At 70.1% G+C, this 15,953-nt stretch carries 14 protein-coding genes; 2 read left to right on the top strand and 12 right to left on the bottom strand.

Annotated elements, in window-relative coordinates; all coding sequences use genetic code 11:
* Positions 1 to 92: 92 nt before the first annotated feature.
* Complete coding sequence (locus ACAM57_RS33575) at positions 93 to 2,363, top strand: RND family transporter (protein WP_369662908.1); 2,271 nt, start codon at positions 93 to 95, stop codon at positions 2,361 to 2,363.
* A gap of 20 nt (positions 2,364 to 2,383) precedes the next feature.
* Positions 2,384 to 3,412: a WD40/YVTN/BNR-like repeat-containing protein gene (locus tag ACAM57_RS33570; RefSeq protein WP_369662528.1), complete on the top strand. Its 1,029-nt coding sequence runs from the start codon at positions 2,384 to 2,386 to the stop codon at positions 3,410 to 3,412.
* A 27-nt stretch (positions 3,413 to 3,439) separates the two neighbouring features.
* Here the strand turns inward: ACAM57_RS33570 and ACAM57_RS33565 are convergent, their stop codons facing one another.
* From ACAM57_RS33565 to ACAM57_RS33510, 12 genes are all read right to left on the bottom strand, one after another.
* Entirely contained in the window at positions 3,440 to 4,030 is a 591-nt protein-coding gene (locus ACAM57_RS33565; protein ID WP_184641823.1) for a nitroreductase family protein, read from the bottom strand.
* Positions 4,031 to 4,147: 117 nt separating this feature from the next.
* Entirely contained in the window at positions 4,148 to 5,599 is a 1,452-nt protein-coding gene (locus tag ACAM57_RS33560; RefSeq protein ID WP_369662527.1) for an NAD-dependent succinate-semialdehyde dehydrogenase, read from the bottom strand.
* An 11-nt stretch (positions 5,600 to 5,610) separates the two neighbouring features.
* Complete coding sequence (locus tag ACAM57_RS33555; RefSeq protein WP_369662526.1) at positions 5,611 to 7,062, bottom strand: NAD-dependent succinate-semialdehyde dehydrogenase; 1,452 nt, start codon at positions 7,060 to 7,062, stop codon at positions 5,611 to 5,613.
* A gap of 77 nt (positions 7,063 to 7,139) precedes the next feature.
* Entirely contained in the window at positions 7,140 to 8,822 is a 1,683-nt protein-coding gene (locus ACAM57_RS33550; protein ID WP_369662525.1) for a bifunctional 3-(3-hydroxy-phenyl)propionate/3-hydroxycinnamic acid hydroxylase, read from the bottom strand.
* Between the two features lie 47 nt (positions 8,823 to 8,869).
* Positions 8,870 to 9,166 carry an NIPSNAP family protein gene (locus ACAM57_RS33545; RefSeq protein ID WP_369662524.1) on the bottom strand — a complete coding sequence of 99 codons (297 nt, stop codon included), beginning with the start codon at positions 9,164 to 9,166 and terminating at the stop codon, positions 8,870 to 8,872.
* Positions 9,167 to 9,193: 27 nt separating this feature from the next.
* Positions 9,194 to 10,045 (bottom strand): alpha/beta fold hydrolase, encoded by an 852-nt coding sequence (locus ACAM57_RS33540; RefSeq protein ID WP_369662523.1) that lies wholly within the window; start codon positions 10,043 to 10,045, stop codon positions 9,194 to 9,196.
* A gap of 20 nt (positions 10,046 to 10,065) precedes the next feature.
* On the bottom strand, positions 10,066 to 10,668 hold the full coding sequence (locus ACAM57_RS33535; protein ID WP_369662522.1) for an amino acid synthesis family protein: 603 nt from the start codon (positions 10,666 to 10,668) through the stop codon (positions 10,066 to 10,068).
* 55 nt (positions 10,669 to 10,723) lie between these two features.
* On the bottom strand, positions 10,724 to 11,242 hold the full coding sequence (locus tag ACAM57_RS33530; RefSeq protein WP_369662521.1) for a VOC family protein: 519 nt from the start codon (positions 11,240 to 11,242) through the stop codon (positions 10,724 to 10,726).
* A gap of 16 nt (positions 11,243 to 11,258) precedes the next feature.
* Positions 11,259 to 12,296 carry a WD40/YVTN/BNR-like repeat-containing protein gene (locus tag ACAM57_RS33525; protein WP_369662520.1) on the bottom strand — a complete coding sequence of 346 codons (1,038 nt, stop codon included), beginning with the start codon at positions 12,294 to 12,296 and terminating at the stop codon, positions 11,259 to 11,261.
* 25 nt (positions 12,297 to 12,321) lie between these two features.
* The gene (locus ACAM57_RS33520; RefSeq protein WP_184641816.1) at positions 12,322 to 13,116 is read right to left on the bottom strand and encodes an SDR family NAD(P)-dependent oxidoreductase; all 795 of its coding nucleotides are present in this window, start codon (positions 13,114 to 13,116) and stop codon (positions 12,322 to 12,324) included.
* 43 nt (positions 13,117 to 13,159) lie between these two features.
* The gene (locus ACAM57_RS33515; protein WP_369662519.1) at positions 13,160 to 14,719 is read right to left on the bottom strand and encodes an acetolactate synthase large subunit; all 1,560 of its coding nucleotides are present in this window, start codon (positions 14,717 to 14,719) and stop codon (positions 13,160 to 13,162) included.
* 50 nt (positions 14,720 to 14,769) lie between these two features.
* Positions 14,770 to 15,756, bottom strand: coding sequence for a Bug family tripartite tricarboxylate transporter substrate binding protein (locus tag ACAM57_RS33510; protein ID WP_369662518.1), 987 nt, complete (start codon positions 15,754 to 15,756; stop codon positions 14,770 to 14,772).
* Between the last annotated feature and the right edge of the window lie 197 nt (positions 15,757 to 15,953).

Here is a 15,953-nt window from a genome sequence, read left to right as displayed (position 1 = left end):
CTGCGCTGCAGCGAACCGTGCAGCGCCTCGAGGCCTTCTGCTTCTCCCATCGTCGAGGCATCCTGATCGCGCTGGCTTTATTCACGCTGGCTATGGCGTGGTTCGCGGCGCAGCTGCGCATGGACGCCGGTTTCGACAAGCAGATGCCCTCGGGCCACGAGTACATCCAGACCTTCCAGGCCTACCGCGAGGACGTGCTGGGCGCCAATCGGCTCAACGTGGTGGTCAGGGCCCGCCACGGCACCATCTGGACTGCGCCGGCCCTCAAGCGCCTGTATGAGGTGACCCAGGCCGTCACCTACCTGCCAGGCATCGAGCGGCTGGGCGTGCAGTCGATGTGGACGCCCAACAGCTTCGTCAACGAGATCACCGAGGAAGGGTTCCGCGCCGATCCCCTGATAGACGCCACCATCACGCCCGATCGGCTCACGCCGGAGATCATTGCCGGCATCCAGCGCGCGGCCGCGCAGGGCGGCTTCATTGGCACGCTGGTCTCGCGCGACCAGACCAGCGCGATGGTCACGGCCGAGCTGGCCGAGTACGACGCGCAGGGCCGCAAGCTGGACTACGTGGCCTACAACCACCTGCTCGAAGAAAAGATCCGCGCTCGCTTCGAGGACGGCGACTTCGAGGTCCAGATCATCGGCTTCGCCAAGCAGATCGGCGACATCGCCGACGGCGCGCAGTCGGTGCTCAAGTTCTGCCTGGTCGCGCTGCTGCTCACCGCCGGCGCGGTGTATTGGTACTGCCGCTCGGTGCGCTTCACGCTGCTGCCCATCGCCTGCTCGCTTGCCTCGCTGGTGTGGCAGTTCGGCACGCTGCGGCTGCTCGGCTTCGGGCTCGATCCGCTCGCGGTGCTGGTGCCCTTCCTGGTGTTCGCCATCGGCGTGTCGCACGGCGTGCAGCAGATCAACTACATCGTGCGGCGCATCTCGCAGGGCCATACGACCTACGAGGCCTGCCGCGACAGCTTCGGCGGCCTGCTGATTCCCGGCACGCTGGCGCTGGTGACGGCCTTCGTGTCCTTCGTCACGCTGCTGATGATTCCGATCCCCATGGTGCGCGAGCTGGCCATCGCGGCCTCGCTGGGCGTGGCCTACAAGATCGTGACCAACCTCGTCATGCTGCCGGTGGCCGCCTCCTTCTTCGAGGTGAGCCGCGACTTCGCCGACCAGGCCCTGCTGCAGCGCGAGCGCCGCTCGGGCTGGCTGCGCGTGCTGGCCCGGCTCGCCCAGCCGCGCGCGGCGGCTGTGATGCTGCTGGTCACCGCGGTGGTGTTCGGCGCCGCCGTGTGGCAAAGCCGCGACCGCGTGGTCGGCACCCTGCAGCCCGGCGCGCCGGAGCTGCGCGAGGACGCCCGCTTCAACCGCGACGCCGCGTCCATCGCAGGCAATTTCGATACGGGCCTGGACTGGCTGACGGTGGTCTTCGCGGCACCGCCAGAGAGTTGCGGCAACGTGAACATCGGGCTCTACCAGGACCGCTTCGTCTGGGCGATGCAGCCCGTGGAGGGTGTGCTCTCGATCTCGTCTTACGCCGGACAGCTGCGGCTGTACAACGAGGGCTACAACGAAGGCAACCCCAAGATGGCCGTGGTGCCCATCGACTCGGCCAACTACGCCGCCCTTTCCACCGAGATCGCTCGCATCCGCGGCACCATGCGCAAGGACTGCAGCATGACGGCGGTGAACCTCTTCCTGACCGACCACAAGGCCACCACCATCCAGCGCGTGATCGACGCGGTGAAAGCCTTCCGCGACGGCCACCCCATGCCCGGCGTGAACATCCGCCTGGCCGCCGGCAATGCCGGGGTACTGGCGGCCATCGACGACGAGGTCGAGAAGAGCGAGCTGCCGATGATGCTGTACGTGTACGCGGCGATCGTGGTGCTGGTGTTCCTGGTTTACCGCGACCTGCGCGCCGTGGCGGCCTGCTGCCTGCCGCTCACGGTGGGCACCTTCATCGGCTACTGGTTCATGAAGGAGCTGCAGATCGGCCTCACGGTGGCGACCCTGCCGGTGATGGTGCTGGCGGTGGGCATCGGCGTGGACTACGCCTTCTACATCTACAACCGCCTGCTCATGCACATGGCCGCGGGCCAGACCATCGTCAAGTCCATCGAGCACGCGATCCTGGAAGTGGGCACCGCCACCATCTTCACCGCCATCACGCTGGCCGTGGGCGTGGCGACCTGGTCGTTCTCGCAGCTGAAGTTCCAGGCCGACATGGGCAAGCTGCTGGCCTTCATGTTCATGGTGAACATGGTCATGGCGATGACCGCCCTGCCCGCCATGGCGGTATGGCTCGAAAGGCTCTTCCCGCGCCGCAAGCCCGTGCGAGCGACCGGACTGCAGCAGCACTGACATCCATCTGACGATCGACGATGAAACCGACCTCCCTTCTTGCGCGCTCGGCATTGGCCGGCGCCCTCATTTCACTGTCGCTGGCCTGCGCGGCACAGGCACCTCACGCAAAAGAAGCCACTGCCGCCACCGATGGCACCCCCGTGCTGGTTCCCGCGGTTCGCGCCGCGCATGCCACCCGCGCCACGATGCTCGCCAGCACCCGCGCGGGCGAGCGCATCGTCGCCGTGGGCGACCACGGCGTGGTGCTGCTGTCGGACGACGGCGGCCGCAGCCACCGACAGGCGCGCCAGGTGCCGGTGGACGTGGCGCTGACCTCGGTCTCCTTCATCGACGCCCGGCAGGGCTGGGCCGCAGGCCACTGGGGCGTGATCCTGCACACCACGGACGGCGGCGAGAGCTGGCAGGTGCAGCGCAGCGATGCGGCGCAGGACCGGCCGCTGTTCGCGGTGCACTTCTTCGACGAGAAGCAAGGCGTGGCCGTGGGCCTGTGGTCGCTGGTGCTGCGCACCGACGATGGCGGCGCCCACTGGCAGCCCGTTGAACTGGCCCCGCCGCAGGGCGGCAAGCGCGCCGACCTCAACCTCTTCGGGCTGTTCGCCGACGCGCGCGGCCAGCTGTTCGCGCCGGCGGAGCGCGGCATGGTGCTGCGCTCCGACGACAGGGGCCGCAGCTGGACGTACATGCCGACCGGCTATGCGGGTTCCTTCTGGAGCGGCACCGCGGGCCCCGGCGGCACTTTGCTGGTGGCAGGGCTGCGCGGCTCGATGTACCGCAGCGTCGACGACGGCAGCAGCTGGCAGCGCGTGGACACACACACGGAGTCGTCCATCACCGCGCTCGCCGGCGCCGGCAAGAAGATCGTCGCTGTCGGCCTCGACGGACTGGTGCTGAGCAGCGAAGACGGCGGCGCGAGCTTTGCCGCCCATATGCGCGAAGACCGCCTGCCCCTGACCAGCGTGGCACTGGACGGCCAGGGCCACGCGACGATGTATTCGCGCCAGGGCGTGGTGGCTGGCGCGGGTGCCAAGGATCCGTCGGCGCGCTGAGCGCCTCGGACCCGGCAGGAACGCAGGCTACTGGCGGAACACACCCTCGGCGGCCGTCTCGGCGAGCGCCCGGCGATCGCTGGGCGCTTCGAGCTTGCGCACGCCATCGGGCAGCACGGCCGGATCGCCCTTCCTGCCCACGGCCACGACCGTCTCGATCGCATAGCCCTGCGGCAGCTGGATGGCCGCGCGCAGCTTCTCGGCGTCGAAGCCGGCCATCGCGTGGGCCGACCAGCCCGACAGCGTGGCCTGGAACGCGAGGCTGGCCCAGGCGGCGCCGGCATCGAAGGAATGCCACTGGTTGGGGGCCGCCTCGGCGCGACCCGGGAACAGGGCCTCGCGCTGCGAGACCACGACCACCAGCGCGGCGGCGCGCTTCGTCCACATCTGGTTGAACTCGACGAGGCTGTCGAAGATGGGCTGCCAGGCGGGCGTGTCGCGGCGCGCGTAGATGAAGCGCCAGGGCTGCACGTTGTACGCCGAGGGCGCCCAGCGGGCCGCTTCGAGCAGGCTCATGAGCGCGGGCTCGGCGATGGTCTCTTCGGCGAAGGCGCGCGGCGACCATCGGTTGGTGAACAGCGGATCGATGGGGTGGGCGGATTGGCGGGGATTGCTCATTGAAGACTCCAGGGGGACGACAAAGGAAGATGCGGCACGGCGGTGCCGCGCAGGGACGCGCCGCGAAGACGCCGCGCGGGAAAACGAAGGCGCAGGAGAAGGCGCTTCAGCCGCGCATCAGGCGATGCCGGCCATGTTGATGTACTTGATGACCAGGTAGTCGTCGATGCCGTGGCGCGAGCCCTCGCGGCCGAGGCCCGACTGCTTGACGCCGCCGAAGGGCGCGACCTCGTTGCTGATGAGGCCGGTGTTGACGCCGACCATGCCGTACTCCAGTTGCTCGGCCACGCGCCAGACGCGGCCCAGGTCGCGTGCGTAGAAGTAGCTTGCCAGGCCGAACTCGGTGTCGTTGGCCATGCGCACGACCTCGGCCTCGTCGCGGAAGCGAAAGAGCGGCGCAAGCGGGCCGAAGGTTTCTTCGCGCGCCACCGTCATCGCCTGCGTCACGCCGGTCAGCACGGTGGGCTCGAAGAAGCTGCCTCCCAGCGGATGGCGGCAGCCGCCGCTGAGCACCTGCGCGCCCTTCGCCACCGCATCGGCCAGATGCTCCTGCACCTTGCGCACCGCGGCCTCGTCGATCAGCGGGCCGATGCGCACGCCCTCCTGCTCGCCGGGGCCCACCTTCAGCGCGCGCAGCGCCTCGGACAGCTTCTGCGCGAAGGCGTCGTGGACGCGCTCGTGCACGTACAGCCGGTTGGCGCACACACAGGTCTGCCCCGCGTTGCGGAACTTGGAGACCAGCGCGCCTTCGACTGCCGCGTCGAGGTCCGCGTCGTCGAAGACGATGAAAGGCGCGTTCCCGCCCAGCTCCATCGACACCTTCTTGACCGTGGCCGCCGTCTGCTGCATCAGCAGCCGTCCCACCTCGGTGGAGCCGGTGAAGCTGAGCTTGCGCACCACGGGGTTGGTGGCCAGCTCGGTGCCGATGTCGCCGGCCGAGCCGGTCAGCACCGACAGCACGCCCGCGGGCACGCCGGCACGCTCGGCCAGCAGCGCCAGCGCCAGGGCCGTGAGCGGCGTCTGGCTCGCAGGCTTGACCACCATCGTGCAGCCGGCTGCGAGCGCGGGGCCGGCCTTGCGCGTGATCATGGCCGCGGGAAAGTTCCAGGGCGTGATGGCGGCGCACACGCCCACCGGCTCGCGCACGACCACGATGCGCTGCGACGCCACGGGCGAAGGGATGGTCTCGCCATACACGCGCTTGGCTTCCTCGCCGAACCACTGGATGAACGAAGCCGCATAGGCGATCTCGCCGCGCGCCTCCGCCAGGGGCTTGCCCTGCTCCGCCGTCATGATGCGGGCGAGGTCTTCCTGGTTCTGCAGGATGAGCGCGTGCCAGCGCGCGAGGATGGCCGAGCGCTCGTGCGCGGTGCGGCGGCGCCACTGCGGCCAGGCGGCCTCTGCCGCCTCGATGGCGCGCCGCGTGGCGGCGGCGTCGAGCCGGGGCACGTGGGCGATCAGCGCGCCGGTGGCGGGGTTGGTGACGGCGATGGTCCGCTCGGCGGAAATCCATTCGCCTGCCACCAGGCATTGCGCGCGCAGCAGCGAGGGGTCGTCGAGTTTCAGCATGGGGTTCCGATTCAGATCTGGGTGATGAGCTTGGTACTGAGAAAACTGTCGAAGGACTCGGTGCCGCCTTCGCTGCCGAAGCCGCTGTCCTTCACGCCACCGAAGGGCAGCTCCGGATGCGCCATGCCCGAGTGGTTGATGTTCACCATGCCGGCCTCCAGGCCGTCGCTCACGCGGGTCGCGGTCTGCAGCGAACGGGTGAACAAGTAGCTCGCCAGGCCGAAGGGCAACGCATTGGCCTGCTGCAACGCCTCGTCGACCGTGTCGAAGCGCGACAGCGCGGCGACGGGGCCGAAGGGCTCTTCGTGCATCACGCGCGCGTCGGCGGGCACGTTGGCCAGCAGCGTCGGCGCATGGAAGTGGCCTTTGGCTCCAATATGCGCGCCAATCCGCCCGTCGATGTGCCCGCCGCCCGCCAGCAGCTCGGCGCCGCGCGCGCGGGCATCGTCCACCAGCGCCTGCACCGCCTGGAAGCGGCGCTCGTGGATCAGCGGGCCCATCTGGACGCCATCGTCCAGGCCGTGGCCCACCTTCACCGCGCCGAGCGCATCGGCGAAGGCGGCCGCGAAGCGGTCGTGGACGCCCGACTGCACATGGAAGCGCGTCGGCGACACGCACACCTGGCCGGCGTTGCGCGTCTTCAGCCGCGCCAGCAAGGCCACGGCGGCGTCGACGTCGGCATCGTCGAAGACCAGCACCGGCGCATGGCCGCCCAGCTCCATCGTCATGCGCTTCATGTGCTGGCCGGCCAGCGCGGCCAGTTGCCGGCCCACCGGCACCGAGCCGGTGAACGAGACCACGCGCACCAGCGGCGACTCGATGAGCTGGCGCGAGATGTCCGCCGGCACGCCCCACAGCAGGTTGAACACGCCCGGTGGCAGGCCCGCATCGTGGAAGAGGCGCGCCATGGCCACCAGCCCACTGGGCGACTCCTCCGGCCCCTTGAGCACGATGGGGCAGCCGGCCGCGATGGCGGCGGCGGCCTTCTTCATCGCCTGGCCGAAGGGAAAGTTCCAGGGACTGAAGGCGGCGCACACACCGACCGGCTCGCGCACCACCAGCTGCCGCACGCCGGGCTGGCGCGCGGGCACCACGCGGCCGTAGACGCGGCGGCCCTCCTCCGCATGCCACTCGACGTGCTCGGCGGCGTTCAGCACCTCGGCCACGGCATCGGCCAGCGGCTTGCCGTTGTCCTGCGTCATGGCGCGGCCGATCTCCGGCGCGCGCTCGCGCGCCAGCGCGGCCACGCGGCGCAGCAGATCCGAGCGTTCGAGCGGCGACACGCGCCGCCAGCCCGCGAAGGCCGCATGGGCGGCCTGCACGGCGGCCTCCACGTCCTCGGCCTCGGCCCACGGCAGCAAACCCAGCGGCTGCTGCGTGGCGGGATCGTGCACGGACTGCGTGCGCCGGCCCTGCGCGTCGATGAAGCGGCCGGCGATGTAGAGCGAGAGTTCTGGGTACATGGTGGGAGGGCCCGCGGCGCGGGTATGTGGGCGCGGGTATGTGGGCGCCGGTATTGGGGCGCGGTTCGCGTGAGGCTTCAGGCCGCCAGGGCCTCGGCCTGCACGAGGGATTGATAGGCTGCAGCCTGTGGTTGCGCCGTATCGGCTGGGGCCAGCACGGCTTCGCAGAAGCTCTCCAGTTCGGCCGCGGCGTCGGCCCGGCGGCCGACGGCGGCGATGAAGCGGTCGGGGCGGATCAGCACCCAGTCCACGTCCTTGCCGTGGAACCAGAAGTGCAGCGTGTTCTCCAGGTCCTCGATCACCGTGCCCGAGAGTTGCCCGGGCATCGGCGAGCCGGCCTCGTTGCCCATGCTGCGCGAGCGCACGGCCACATAGTGGTCGCAGCCCAGCCGGGCGAGCTGCGCGTGCAGCGCGGCAGGCGCGCCGGCCAGCGCATCGCAGCGCCAGCTCAGCAGCGCGAAGCGCGCGCCGACCACGTCGTCGAGCTTGCGCGGCAGGCCGCGCTCCTGCTCCACGTTGGGCTGGATGAACATGCGGCCCACCAGCGCATCGCGCCCGGCCACGCCGGTGTTGCGCACGATGCCCTTCGCGAAGCGCGGCATGGGCTTGAACTTCATCTGCAGCACGTAGTCGCGCACCTTCGGAATGTTCCGGATCGCCATGAAGAAGCGATCGCGCGCCCAGGCCAGCAGCGGGTTGCGCTGCGACAGCACGGCGCCGAAGGTGTCGGCCAGGTCGATCATGGCTTTGGCATGTGCATGGCGTTCGTCGTGATAGCTGGCCAGCAGCTCGGGCCGCAGCCGGCCCTGGAGGACCCAGGCGAGCTTCCAGCCCAGGTTGAACGCATCGCGCAGGCCGGCATTGAGGCCCTGCCCGATCCACGGCGGCGTGATGTGCGCGGCATCGCCGGCCAGGCAGACACGGCCCGCGACGAAGCCGCCCGCCACGCGCGAGTTGTGGGTGTACACGCGCGCCCGGATGACGTTCAGCGCCGCCGGGTCGGCCACATGCCGGCCCAGCAGCTCGCGCACCTTGTCGGGCGCGAGCATCTGCTCGCCGTCCTCGCCGGGAAAGAGCATGAACTCCCAGCGCCGCAGGCCGTAGGGCAGGCGCAGGCAGACATAGGGGCGATCGGGTTCGCAGTGCAGCGCGGTGTAGGGCGCGTCCAGCGGATCCTGGTCGCATTCGATCACCACCCACTTGGCCGGGTGGGTGCGCCCCTCGTAGGGCAGCCCCAGCATCTCGCGCACGGTGCTTCGACCGCCGTCGCAGGCCACCGCATAGGCGGCGCGCACCTGCTGCTCGGCGCCGGCCTCGTCGCGCAGGGTGGCGGTCACGCCTGCCTCGTCCTGCACCAGGCCCACCAGCTCCAGGCCGAGGCGCAGCTGCACATGGTCGAAGCGCGCCAGGCCGCGGCGCAGCGTCTTCTCGCCAAGGGGTTGCGAGAACAGGTTGCGGCGGAACCAGCCGAACTCGCGCGTGCTCGGCAGGATCTCGGCGAAGCACTGCTTGCGCGCGGTGTACATGCGCATGGGCACGTTCTGGATCATGTCGCGCAGCATCTCCTCGGCCAGGCCGGTGGCCTGGAAGGTGCGCAGTGCCTCGTCGTCCAGGCCCACGGCGCGCGGGAAGTCGAACACCGCCGTGCTGCGCTCGACCACCAGGGTCCGCACGCCGTAGGTGCCCAGCAGGTTGGCCAGCGTCACGCCGACAGGTCCGGCGCCGATGATGAGGACGGGGGCTTCCACGGAAGCGCTCATGAAAACTCCTTGGGACTGAGAGGGGAACGGCGGCTTGCGCGAGCGCCTCAGGCGGCCGAGAGCAGCCGGCTCTCCTGGCGCACCAGCAGGTGCCGCACCTGCTTGCGAAATTCAGAGAAGGCCGGGTCGGCCATCAGCGCGGCACGGCGGCGCGCACGTTCCTCGAGGCTGTCGAAGGCCCAGTGGAAGACCAGCTGGTTGATGTCGCCGCTTTCCGGCGTCATCAACGCGACCAGTTGCCCGAGCGTGCGGGTCTGCAGCGCGCGGCCGCACTCGTTGTAGATGCGCAGGTAGTCGCGCACGCCGCCGGGCACGAGGGTGTAGGTTCTGAGTTCGTGGATCATGGATGGGACTGGCCTGCGGCGGCCGCATCAGGCCGCGTCAGGCCGCTTCAGGAAGGTGGTGACGGCCTCGGCGAAGAGCGCCGGCTGGTCGTCGTGGACGTAGTGGCCCGCATCGGGAATCTCGAGCGTGGAGATTCGCGGGTTGAGCGCGCGCATGTGCCCGGCCATGGCCGGCTGCAGGTAGTCGGAGCGGCCGCCGCGCACCACCAGCGTCTCGCACTGCAGCTGCCTCACGTATGCGGCAAGGTCCACCTGGCGGGCGGGATCCGGGTTCAGGCGCGTGGCGGCGATGCCCGCATGGTCGTAGCGCCAGGTGAAGCCGCCGCCACTCATGGGCTTGAGCATGCTGTGCAGCCGCTGCTGGCGCGCTTCCTCCGTCACCGTGGGACGCAGCGCGCGCATGAACGCGGCGGCTTCGTCCCAGGAATCAAAGGCGGTGGGCGTGCTCGCCAGCTCCCTGCGGATGCGGGTGGCACCGTCGCTGGTGTCGAAGGCGCCGGGGCCGGCGTCCTCGATCACCAGTCGGCGGACCCGGCCGGGATGGTGCGCGGCATACACGATGGCGTTGATGCCGCCCATCGAATGGCCGAGCAGGTCGAAGCGCTGCAAGCCCAACTGCGCCACCAGCGCCTCGACGTCGGCGACATAGGTGTCGGTGTAGTAGTCGTGCCCCGGGTCCCAGTCGGTCTCGCCACGGCCGCGCTGGTCGAAGGCGATGACGCGGAACCCGGGCTGCAGTGCGGCAGCCACGCCCACGAAGGTCTCGGCATAGCCGCGGATGCCGTGCAGCATCAGCACCGGCCAGGCATCGGGCTCGCCCCATTCGGTGACGTGGAAGCCCAGGCCATCGTGGCGCAGGCGGTAATCGCGGCGCTGCATGTGCGTTGCTCCGGCGGCGCTCAGACGAGGCCGTCCTCGCCCTTGATCTCCGAGGCCTTCAGGCCGCCCAGCCGCGCATTGAGCCGCCCGCGCGTGGCGAAGGCCCAGATCAGCACCACCTCGTCGCGGTTGGGGCCGTCGCCGAACATGGCCGAGACGGTGTCGTAGTGCGAGCGCACGTACAGCGCGTCCTTGTGCGCCAGCGGAATGTCGATGACGGTGCCGGGCCCACCGCGCTTGCCGGTGGAAGGCACCCACGACTTGCCGCCGCCCACGCCCTCGCGCACCGGGTTGGCGGCGGGGTTGGTCAGCAGCGCGTTGCCATGCTCGTATTCGCCGTCGATGCCCACCAGGCAGGCCTTGCCGTAGCTCTCGATGGCCTGCCCGCCCGCGGCCTCGCGGATGCGGCGGCCGAACTCCTTGCCCAACTCGGGCGAAGGCGCGATCCAGGACGACAGGTCTTCGACGTAGCGGCCCGCGAACGGGTTGCGCAGGCAGGCGGCGATGATGATCTTGCGCAGCGGCTCGCCGTCGGCGGGTGCACCGGTCTCGCCGGCCAGGGTGTCCTCGATCTGGAGGTACCACTTGCGGATGTGGAAGGCGCTGAGGTCGGGGGTGCTCATGGTGATCTTTTCCGGGAATGGGGGTGGATGGAATGGATGTGCCGCAGGCGGCCGCTCACAGCGGCTGCAGGTCCAAGGCGTTGCTGGGCGCGTTGTATTCGCCCAGCAGGCGCTTGGCTTCCTCGTCGTCGTGGACGAGCTCGAGGAAGAACTCGAAGCGGTGGCCGTCGGGGTCGTGGAAGTACAGGCCGTAGCCCACCTTGTGGTCGGTGGTCTTGACCACCTCCACGTTCTTGCGCAACAACATGCCGTAGAGCCGGCGCAGGTCGTCCAGGCCGCCCTCGATCTCCAGGCCGTAGTGCTGCATGTTCACGGTGCCGCGGGTGGCGGCCTCGGGCTCGTCCACCTGGATGAGCGCGATGTCGTGGTGCTTCTGTCCGAAGGAAAGGAACACCCAGCGCGCCCCGCGCGCCGTGACCTGCATGCCCAGCACCTCTTCATACCAGGAGGCGGAGGCAAAGGGGTCCTTCACGAACAGCGCCAGGTGCGTGCGGCGGATGCGCGGGCGAACCTCTTCGCCAGTGCTGCCGGTGTTGCCGGCGCCGTCGGTGGAAGCGGGGTCGCGGGTGTTCATGGCCGGCCTCCGTGCTTCAGTGGATGGACTGCGGATGCGCGTGCACCGGTGCCACGAAGGGCGTCCAGGCCACCGAGGTGATCTCGCTGAAGTCGCGCCACTCCTTGAACCAGCTGCGCCCGCCGTTGGTGGAGCGCAGCAGGTGGCCGTACTTGGTGCCCGCAAAGAGCAGCCCTCGGTTGCTCGCATGCGCGCCGAAGGCCCACACGGTGGAGTTGGGCGCGGTGTTCAAGAGCGTCGGCACCCAGGTCTCGCCGCGGTCGGCGGAGCGATAGATGCGCGTGCGCGAACCCGGCGTGCCGTCGCCGAGGGCCAGCAGCAGCTCGCGGCCATCGGCATCCAGCGGCTGCACCGTGCGGGTGTAGTACAGGCCGTCGAAGCGGTCCTTGGACGGGTGGCAGACGAAGCTCTGGGCATCGTCGATGCTCTCGCACACCGAGTTGACGGTGACCACGATGTGCTTGGCCGGCGCATCCGGCGTGGCCGGCAGCACCGAGATGGCGTGGATGTCGGAGTTGTTGATGCCGCGCCCGGGCGTGTCGATACGCTCCCAGCTGTCGCCCGCATCGCGCGTGCGCCAGGCGCCGCCTTCCTCCACGCCGAACCAGGCCTCGCCTGCGCGCTGCGGGTGGAAGGCGATGGTGAGGATGCGCGGGCGGTGCACGCCCGAGCAGAACTCGGGCAGCTCCACGTCCAGCAGCTGCCAGCTCAGGCCGCCGTTGCGCGAGCGGTACATGCGCGAGCGCGAAGGTGCGCCGGTGCCGGCGAACACCAGCTGCGGGTCCAGCGGGCTGAAGGCCAGGGCCCACACGGTCTGGCCATCGGCCGGCGAGGCCATGCGCTGGAAGTGCGCGCCGCCGTCGGTCGACAGGCAGATGCCCGCGTCGGCGCCCGCCAGCACGCGGCTGGGGTCCGACGGGTCCACGGCCAGCGCGCGCACCGTGCCGTCGAATTCGATGGCCTCCTTCAGGCCCAGGCGGTGCCAGGTGGCGCCGTCGTCCACGCTGCGCAGGATGCCCTGCCCTGCCGTGCCCACGAGAATGGTTCCGTTCATGTCTGCGACTCCTTGGATGGATGGCTCAGAGGAAGATGCCGCGCGTGATGCCGCCATCGACCGCGATGGATTCGCCGGTGATGGCCGCCGCGCGGTCCGAAGCGAGGAAGAGCACCGCGTCGGCGATCTCGCCCACCTGCAGCACGCGGCGGATGGGCGTGGCCTTGGCGTAGTTCGCCTCGACCTGAGCCGGCGTGAGGCCCTGCAGCTTCGCTTCCTTCGCGTAGAGCTCGTGGATGTGCGGCGTCTCCACCACGCCGGGGTGGATCACGTTGACCGTGATGCCCGAGGGCCCGAGCTGGTCCGACAGCGTCTTGGTCATGTGCGCCACGGCCACGTTGCGCATGCCCGAGAGCTGCTTGCTGCCGCGCCCGGTGAGGCCGCCGATGTTGATGATGCGGCCCCAGCCGCCCTTGCGCATGTGCGCCGCGCAGGCCTTCGCGAAGCGCATGTAGCCGACCACCTTGATGTCGATGTCCTGCAGCAGCCCTTCGGGGTCGGCGTTCTCGATCTCGCTGCGCACCAGGCCGCCCGGATGGGCTGCGCCGTTGACCAGGATGTCGATGCGGCCGAAGTGCGCCGCCGCCTTGTCGACGGCGGCTTGCACCTGCGCGGTGTCGCTCACGTCGGCGGGGGTGGCCAGCACCTCCACGCCGGTCTTGGCGGTGATTTCGCGCGCGGCCTCCTCCAGCGCGCCCTGGCTGCGCGCCACGATGGCCACGCGCACGCCCTCGGCCGCGAAAGCTTCCGCCACCGCCCGGCCGATGCCCAGGCTGCCGCCCGTCACCACGGCCACTTTGCCCTTGAGTCTGAGATCCATGTTCGATTGCTCCTTGGATGGGAAAGGCGCCTGCCTGTACGGCTCAGAGCGCCATTTCGATGAGGGCCGGCCCGCGGCGCCCGAAGGCCTCGCGCAGCTGGACCGAGAGTTCTTCGGCGGTGGCGGCCCGCGTGGCCGGCACGCCATAGGACTGCGCCAGGCCCACCCAGTCGATGCGCGGCGAGTCGAGCGCGGTGAGCGCCTCGGCGCGCGCGCCCAGCGCGGCGCCGCCGCGGCGCAGTTCGTTGCGCAGGATGGCGTACTGGTGGTTGGCGGCAATGAGCACGACCACGTCGAGCTGCTCGTGCGCCATCGTCCACAGCGACTGGATCGTGTACTGGGTGCTGCCGTCCGACAGCAGCCCCACCACCCGCCGCTCGGGGCAGGCGATGGCCGCGCCCACCGCCACGGGCAGGCCCTGGCCGATGGCGCCGCCGGTGTTGGTCAGCGTCGTGTGCGGTGCCGCGGCGGCCGACGCCGCATAGAAGGGATAGCCGCAGGTGCCGCCTTCGACCGAGACGATGGCGCCTTCGGGCAATGCGCGCGTGAGCACCGCGCCGATGGCCGCGGGCGTGAGCGCGCCGGCGGGCTCCGCCGGCAGCGGATGCACCGGCGCCTCGAAGGCGGGGGCCTGCAGCGCATCGGCCAGTTGCTCCAGCGCCTCGGCCACCGGATGGCCGGGCTCGCCCAGGCTCAGCAGGCGAGCGGCTTCGACCATCAGGCTGGGATGGCCCGCGTAGCCGAAGTAGGTGACGGGCGGCAATGCGCCGGCCAGCACCACCAGGTCGGCGGGGTCGAGCACGGCGCGCGCCGGCTCGGGAAAGTAAGGCAGCCGGTCGAAGGCCGGCAGGCCCTGGCCGCGCTCCGCGCGGGCCGGGAAGGTCTCGGCATAGGCGGTGGCGTCCAGCGCCGCGCACAGCCGCGCGGTGGCGTGCTGCGCGCGCACGCCCAGGCCACCGAGTTCGCCACCGCCGCCCAGCAGGAAGACGATGCGGCGCGCCGAACGCAGGCGTTGCGCGCAGGCGGCGATGTCGACGGGCGCGGTTGATGCCGCGTCCAGCGCCGGCGTGCCGGCGGCGGCCGCCGCACCCTGCAGCGGCTCGGCCTGGTAGTCCGCCGGAAAGATCAGCGTCGCACCCTGCCCGCCGTTGGCCAGCGACTGGCGCACGGACTCTGCCGCGGCACGCGGCGCATCGGCCGTGCTGGCGATGCGGTGCACCCAGCCCGAGACCGGCCGCGCCAGCGATTCGATGTCCGAGCTCAGCGGCGCATCGAAGGGCAGGTGCCAGCTGGTGTGGTCGCCGATCAGGTTGACGATCGGCGTGCGCGCGCGCCGCGCGTTGTGCAGGTTGGCGATGCCGTTGGCGAAGCCCGGGCCAAGGTGCAGCAGCGTGGCGGCGGGCCGCCCGAGCATGCGGCCATAGCCGTCGGCCGCGCCGGTGCAGACGTTCTCCTGCAGGCCGATCACGCAGCGGATCGAATCCTGGCCTTCCAGCGCGCGCACCAGGTCCAGCTCCGTCGTGCCGGGGTTGGCGAAGCAGGTGTCCACCCCTTCGCCGGAAAGCGCCGCCCACAGGGCCTGCGCGCCAGTCTGCTCAGTCATCGCCGATGTCCTCTCGTTGCTTCTCTCTGTTGGGAATGCCGCGACCGGCGTCACTGCACCTTGATGCCGCGCTCGCGCACGAGGCGGCCGATGCGGTCGTTGTCCACGGCGATGCGTGCGTCCAGTTCCGCTGGCGTGGAGGCGCCGGCGCCCAGGCCGCGCTCGGCTGCCCAGCGCTTGAGCTCGGGCTGCGCCAGCACCTTGGTGAGTGCCGCGTTCATGCGCGCCAGGATCTCGGGCGGCACGCCGCTCTTCGCGTGGAAGGAGTAGGAGGTGGACAGCAGCATGTCCGAGCCGCCCGCCTCCACGATGGTGGGCACGTTCGGCACGATGGCCTGACGCGTGGGCGCGCCCACGGCCAGCAGCTTGAAGCTGCCCTTCTGCACATAGGGCAGCATGGCCTCCACGCCGCCGGAGGTGACTTCCACCTGGCCGCCCAGCATGGCCGGGATCACCTCCGCCAGCGCCTTGTAGGGCACGTGCAGGAACTTGACCCCGGTGCCCGATTCGAGCAGCTCCATGTTCAGGTGCATCACGCTGCCCACGCCGCCCGTGCCGAAGGTGACCTTGCCCGGGTTGGCCTTGGCATAGGCGATGAAGGACTTGAAGTCGTTGGCCGGCAGCTGCGCGCTGGTGACCAGGTAGAGGTTCACGTCGGCGATGTTGCTGACGGAAACGAGGTCCTTCTTCGGGTCGTAGGGCGGCTGGTAGAGCAGCGGGTTGACGGTGAGCGTGAGCCGGTCGACCAGCAAATAGGTGTAGCCGTCGGCTGGCGCCTTCACCACCTCGGCGGTGCCGATGATGCCGTTGGCCCCGGCCTTGTTCTCCACCACGACCGAGGCCTTCAGCTCCTTGGAGAGCCCCTCGCCCACGAGCCGCGCCATGACGTCGGGACCCGTGCCCGGCGGGTAGGGCACTTCGATGCGGATCGGCCGCGAGGGCCAGCTGCCCTGGGCCGAAGCCAGCGGCGACACCAGTCCGCATGCCGCCGCCAAGGCGACGGCACCACAGATCTGCAGGACGGACTTTCTTTTCATTGCGCGATTCCTAGGCACCCCTGCGAAGACGGGGCCGACACCAGGAACCAGAGGGGATGCACCTGGGCGGCAATGGACGACTGACGACACCGAACACTCATCGGCCACCGAATCATATGCTGTTTTGTCGAATAAGCGAAATTCAGCAAATAAAACGCCTGTTAGTGGTTTCCCTTAGGATCAACTTTCGTCCATGT

The organism is Variovorax sp. V15 (assembly GCF_041154425.1).
GTDB lineage: Bacteria > Pseudomonadota > Gammaproteobacteria > Burkholderiales > Burkholderiaceae_C > Variovorax > Variovorax guangxiensis.
This window is presented reverse-complemented; position numbering and strand designations above follow the sequence as displayed.

What these genes read in the sequence shown, in the direction of transcription:
- ACAM57_RS33575 (WP_369662908.1), top strand. Translation starts at nt 93, where the DNA reads ATGGCGTGGTTCGCGGCGCAGCTGCGCATGGACGCCGGTTTCGACAAG.
- ACAM57_RS33570 (WP_369662528.1), top strand. Translation starts at nt 2,384, where the DNA reads ATGAAACCGACCTCCCTTCTTGCGCGCTCGGCATTGGCCGGCGCCCTC.
- ACAM57_RS33565 (WP_184641823.1), bottom strand. Translation starts at nt 4,030, where the DNA reads ATGAGCAATCCCCGCCAATCCGCCCACCCCATCGATCCGCTGTTCACC.
- ACAM57_RS33560 (WP_369662527.1), bottom strand. Translation starts at nt 5,599, where the DNA reads ATGCTGAAACTCGACGACCCCTCGCTGCTGCGCGCGCAATGCCTGGTG.
- ACAM57_RS33555 (WP_369662526.1), bottom strand. Translation starts at nt 7,062, where the DNA reads ATGTACCCAGAACTCTCGCTCTACATCGCCGGCCGCTTCATCGACGCG.
- ACAM57_RS33550 (WP_369662525.1), bottom strand. Translation starts at nt 8,822, where the DNA reads ATGAGCGCTTCCGTGGAAGCCCCCGTCCTCATCATCGGCGCCGGACCT.
- ACAM57_RS33545 (WP_369662524.1), bottom strand. Translation starts at nt 9,166, where the DNA reads ATGATCCACGAACTCAGAACCTACACCCTCGTGCCCGGCGGCGTGCGC.
- ACAM57_RS33540 (WP_369662523.1), bottom strand. Translation starts at nt 10,045, where the DNA reads ATGCAGCGCCGCGATTACCGCCTGCGCCACGATGGCCTGGGCTTCCAC.
- ACAM57_RS33535 (WP_369662522.1), bottom strand. Translation starts at nt 10,668, where the DNA reads ATGAGCACCCCCGACCTCAGCGCCTTCCACATCCGCAAGTGGTACCTC.
- ACAM57_RS33530 (WP_369662521.1), bottom strand. Translation starts at nt 11,242, where the DNA reads ATGAACACCCGCGACCCCGCTTCCACCGACGGCGCCGGCAACACCGGC.
- ACAM57_RS33525 (WP_369662520.1), bottom strand. Translation starts at nt 12,296, where the DNA reads ATGAACGGAACCATTCTCGTGGGCACGGCAGGGCAGGGCATCCTGCGC.
- ACAM57_RS33520 (WP_184641816.1), bottom strand. Translation starts at nt 13,116, where the DNA reads ATGGATCTCAGACTCAAGGGCAAAGTGGCCGTGGTGACGGGCGGCAGC.
- ACAM57_RS33515 (WP_369662519.1), bottom strand. Translation starts at nt 14,719, where the DNA reads ATGACTGAGCAGACTGGCGCGCAGGCCCTGTGGGCGGCGCTTTCCGGC.
- ACAM57_RS33510 (WP_369662518.1), bottom strand. Translation starts at nt 15,756, where the DNA reads ATGAAAAGAAAGTCCGTCCTGCAGATCTGTGGTGCCGTCGCCTTGGCG.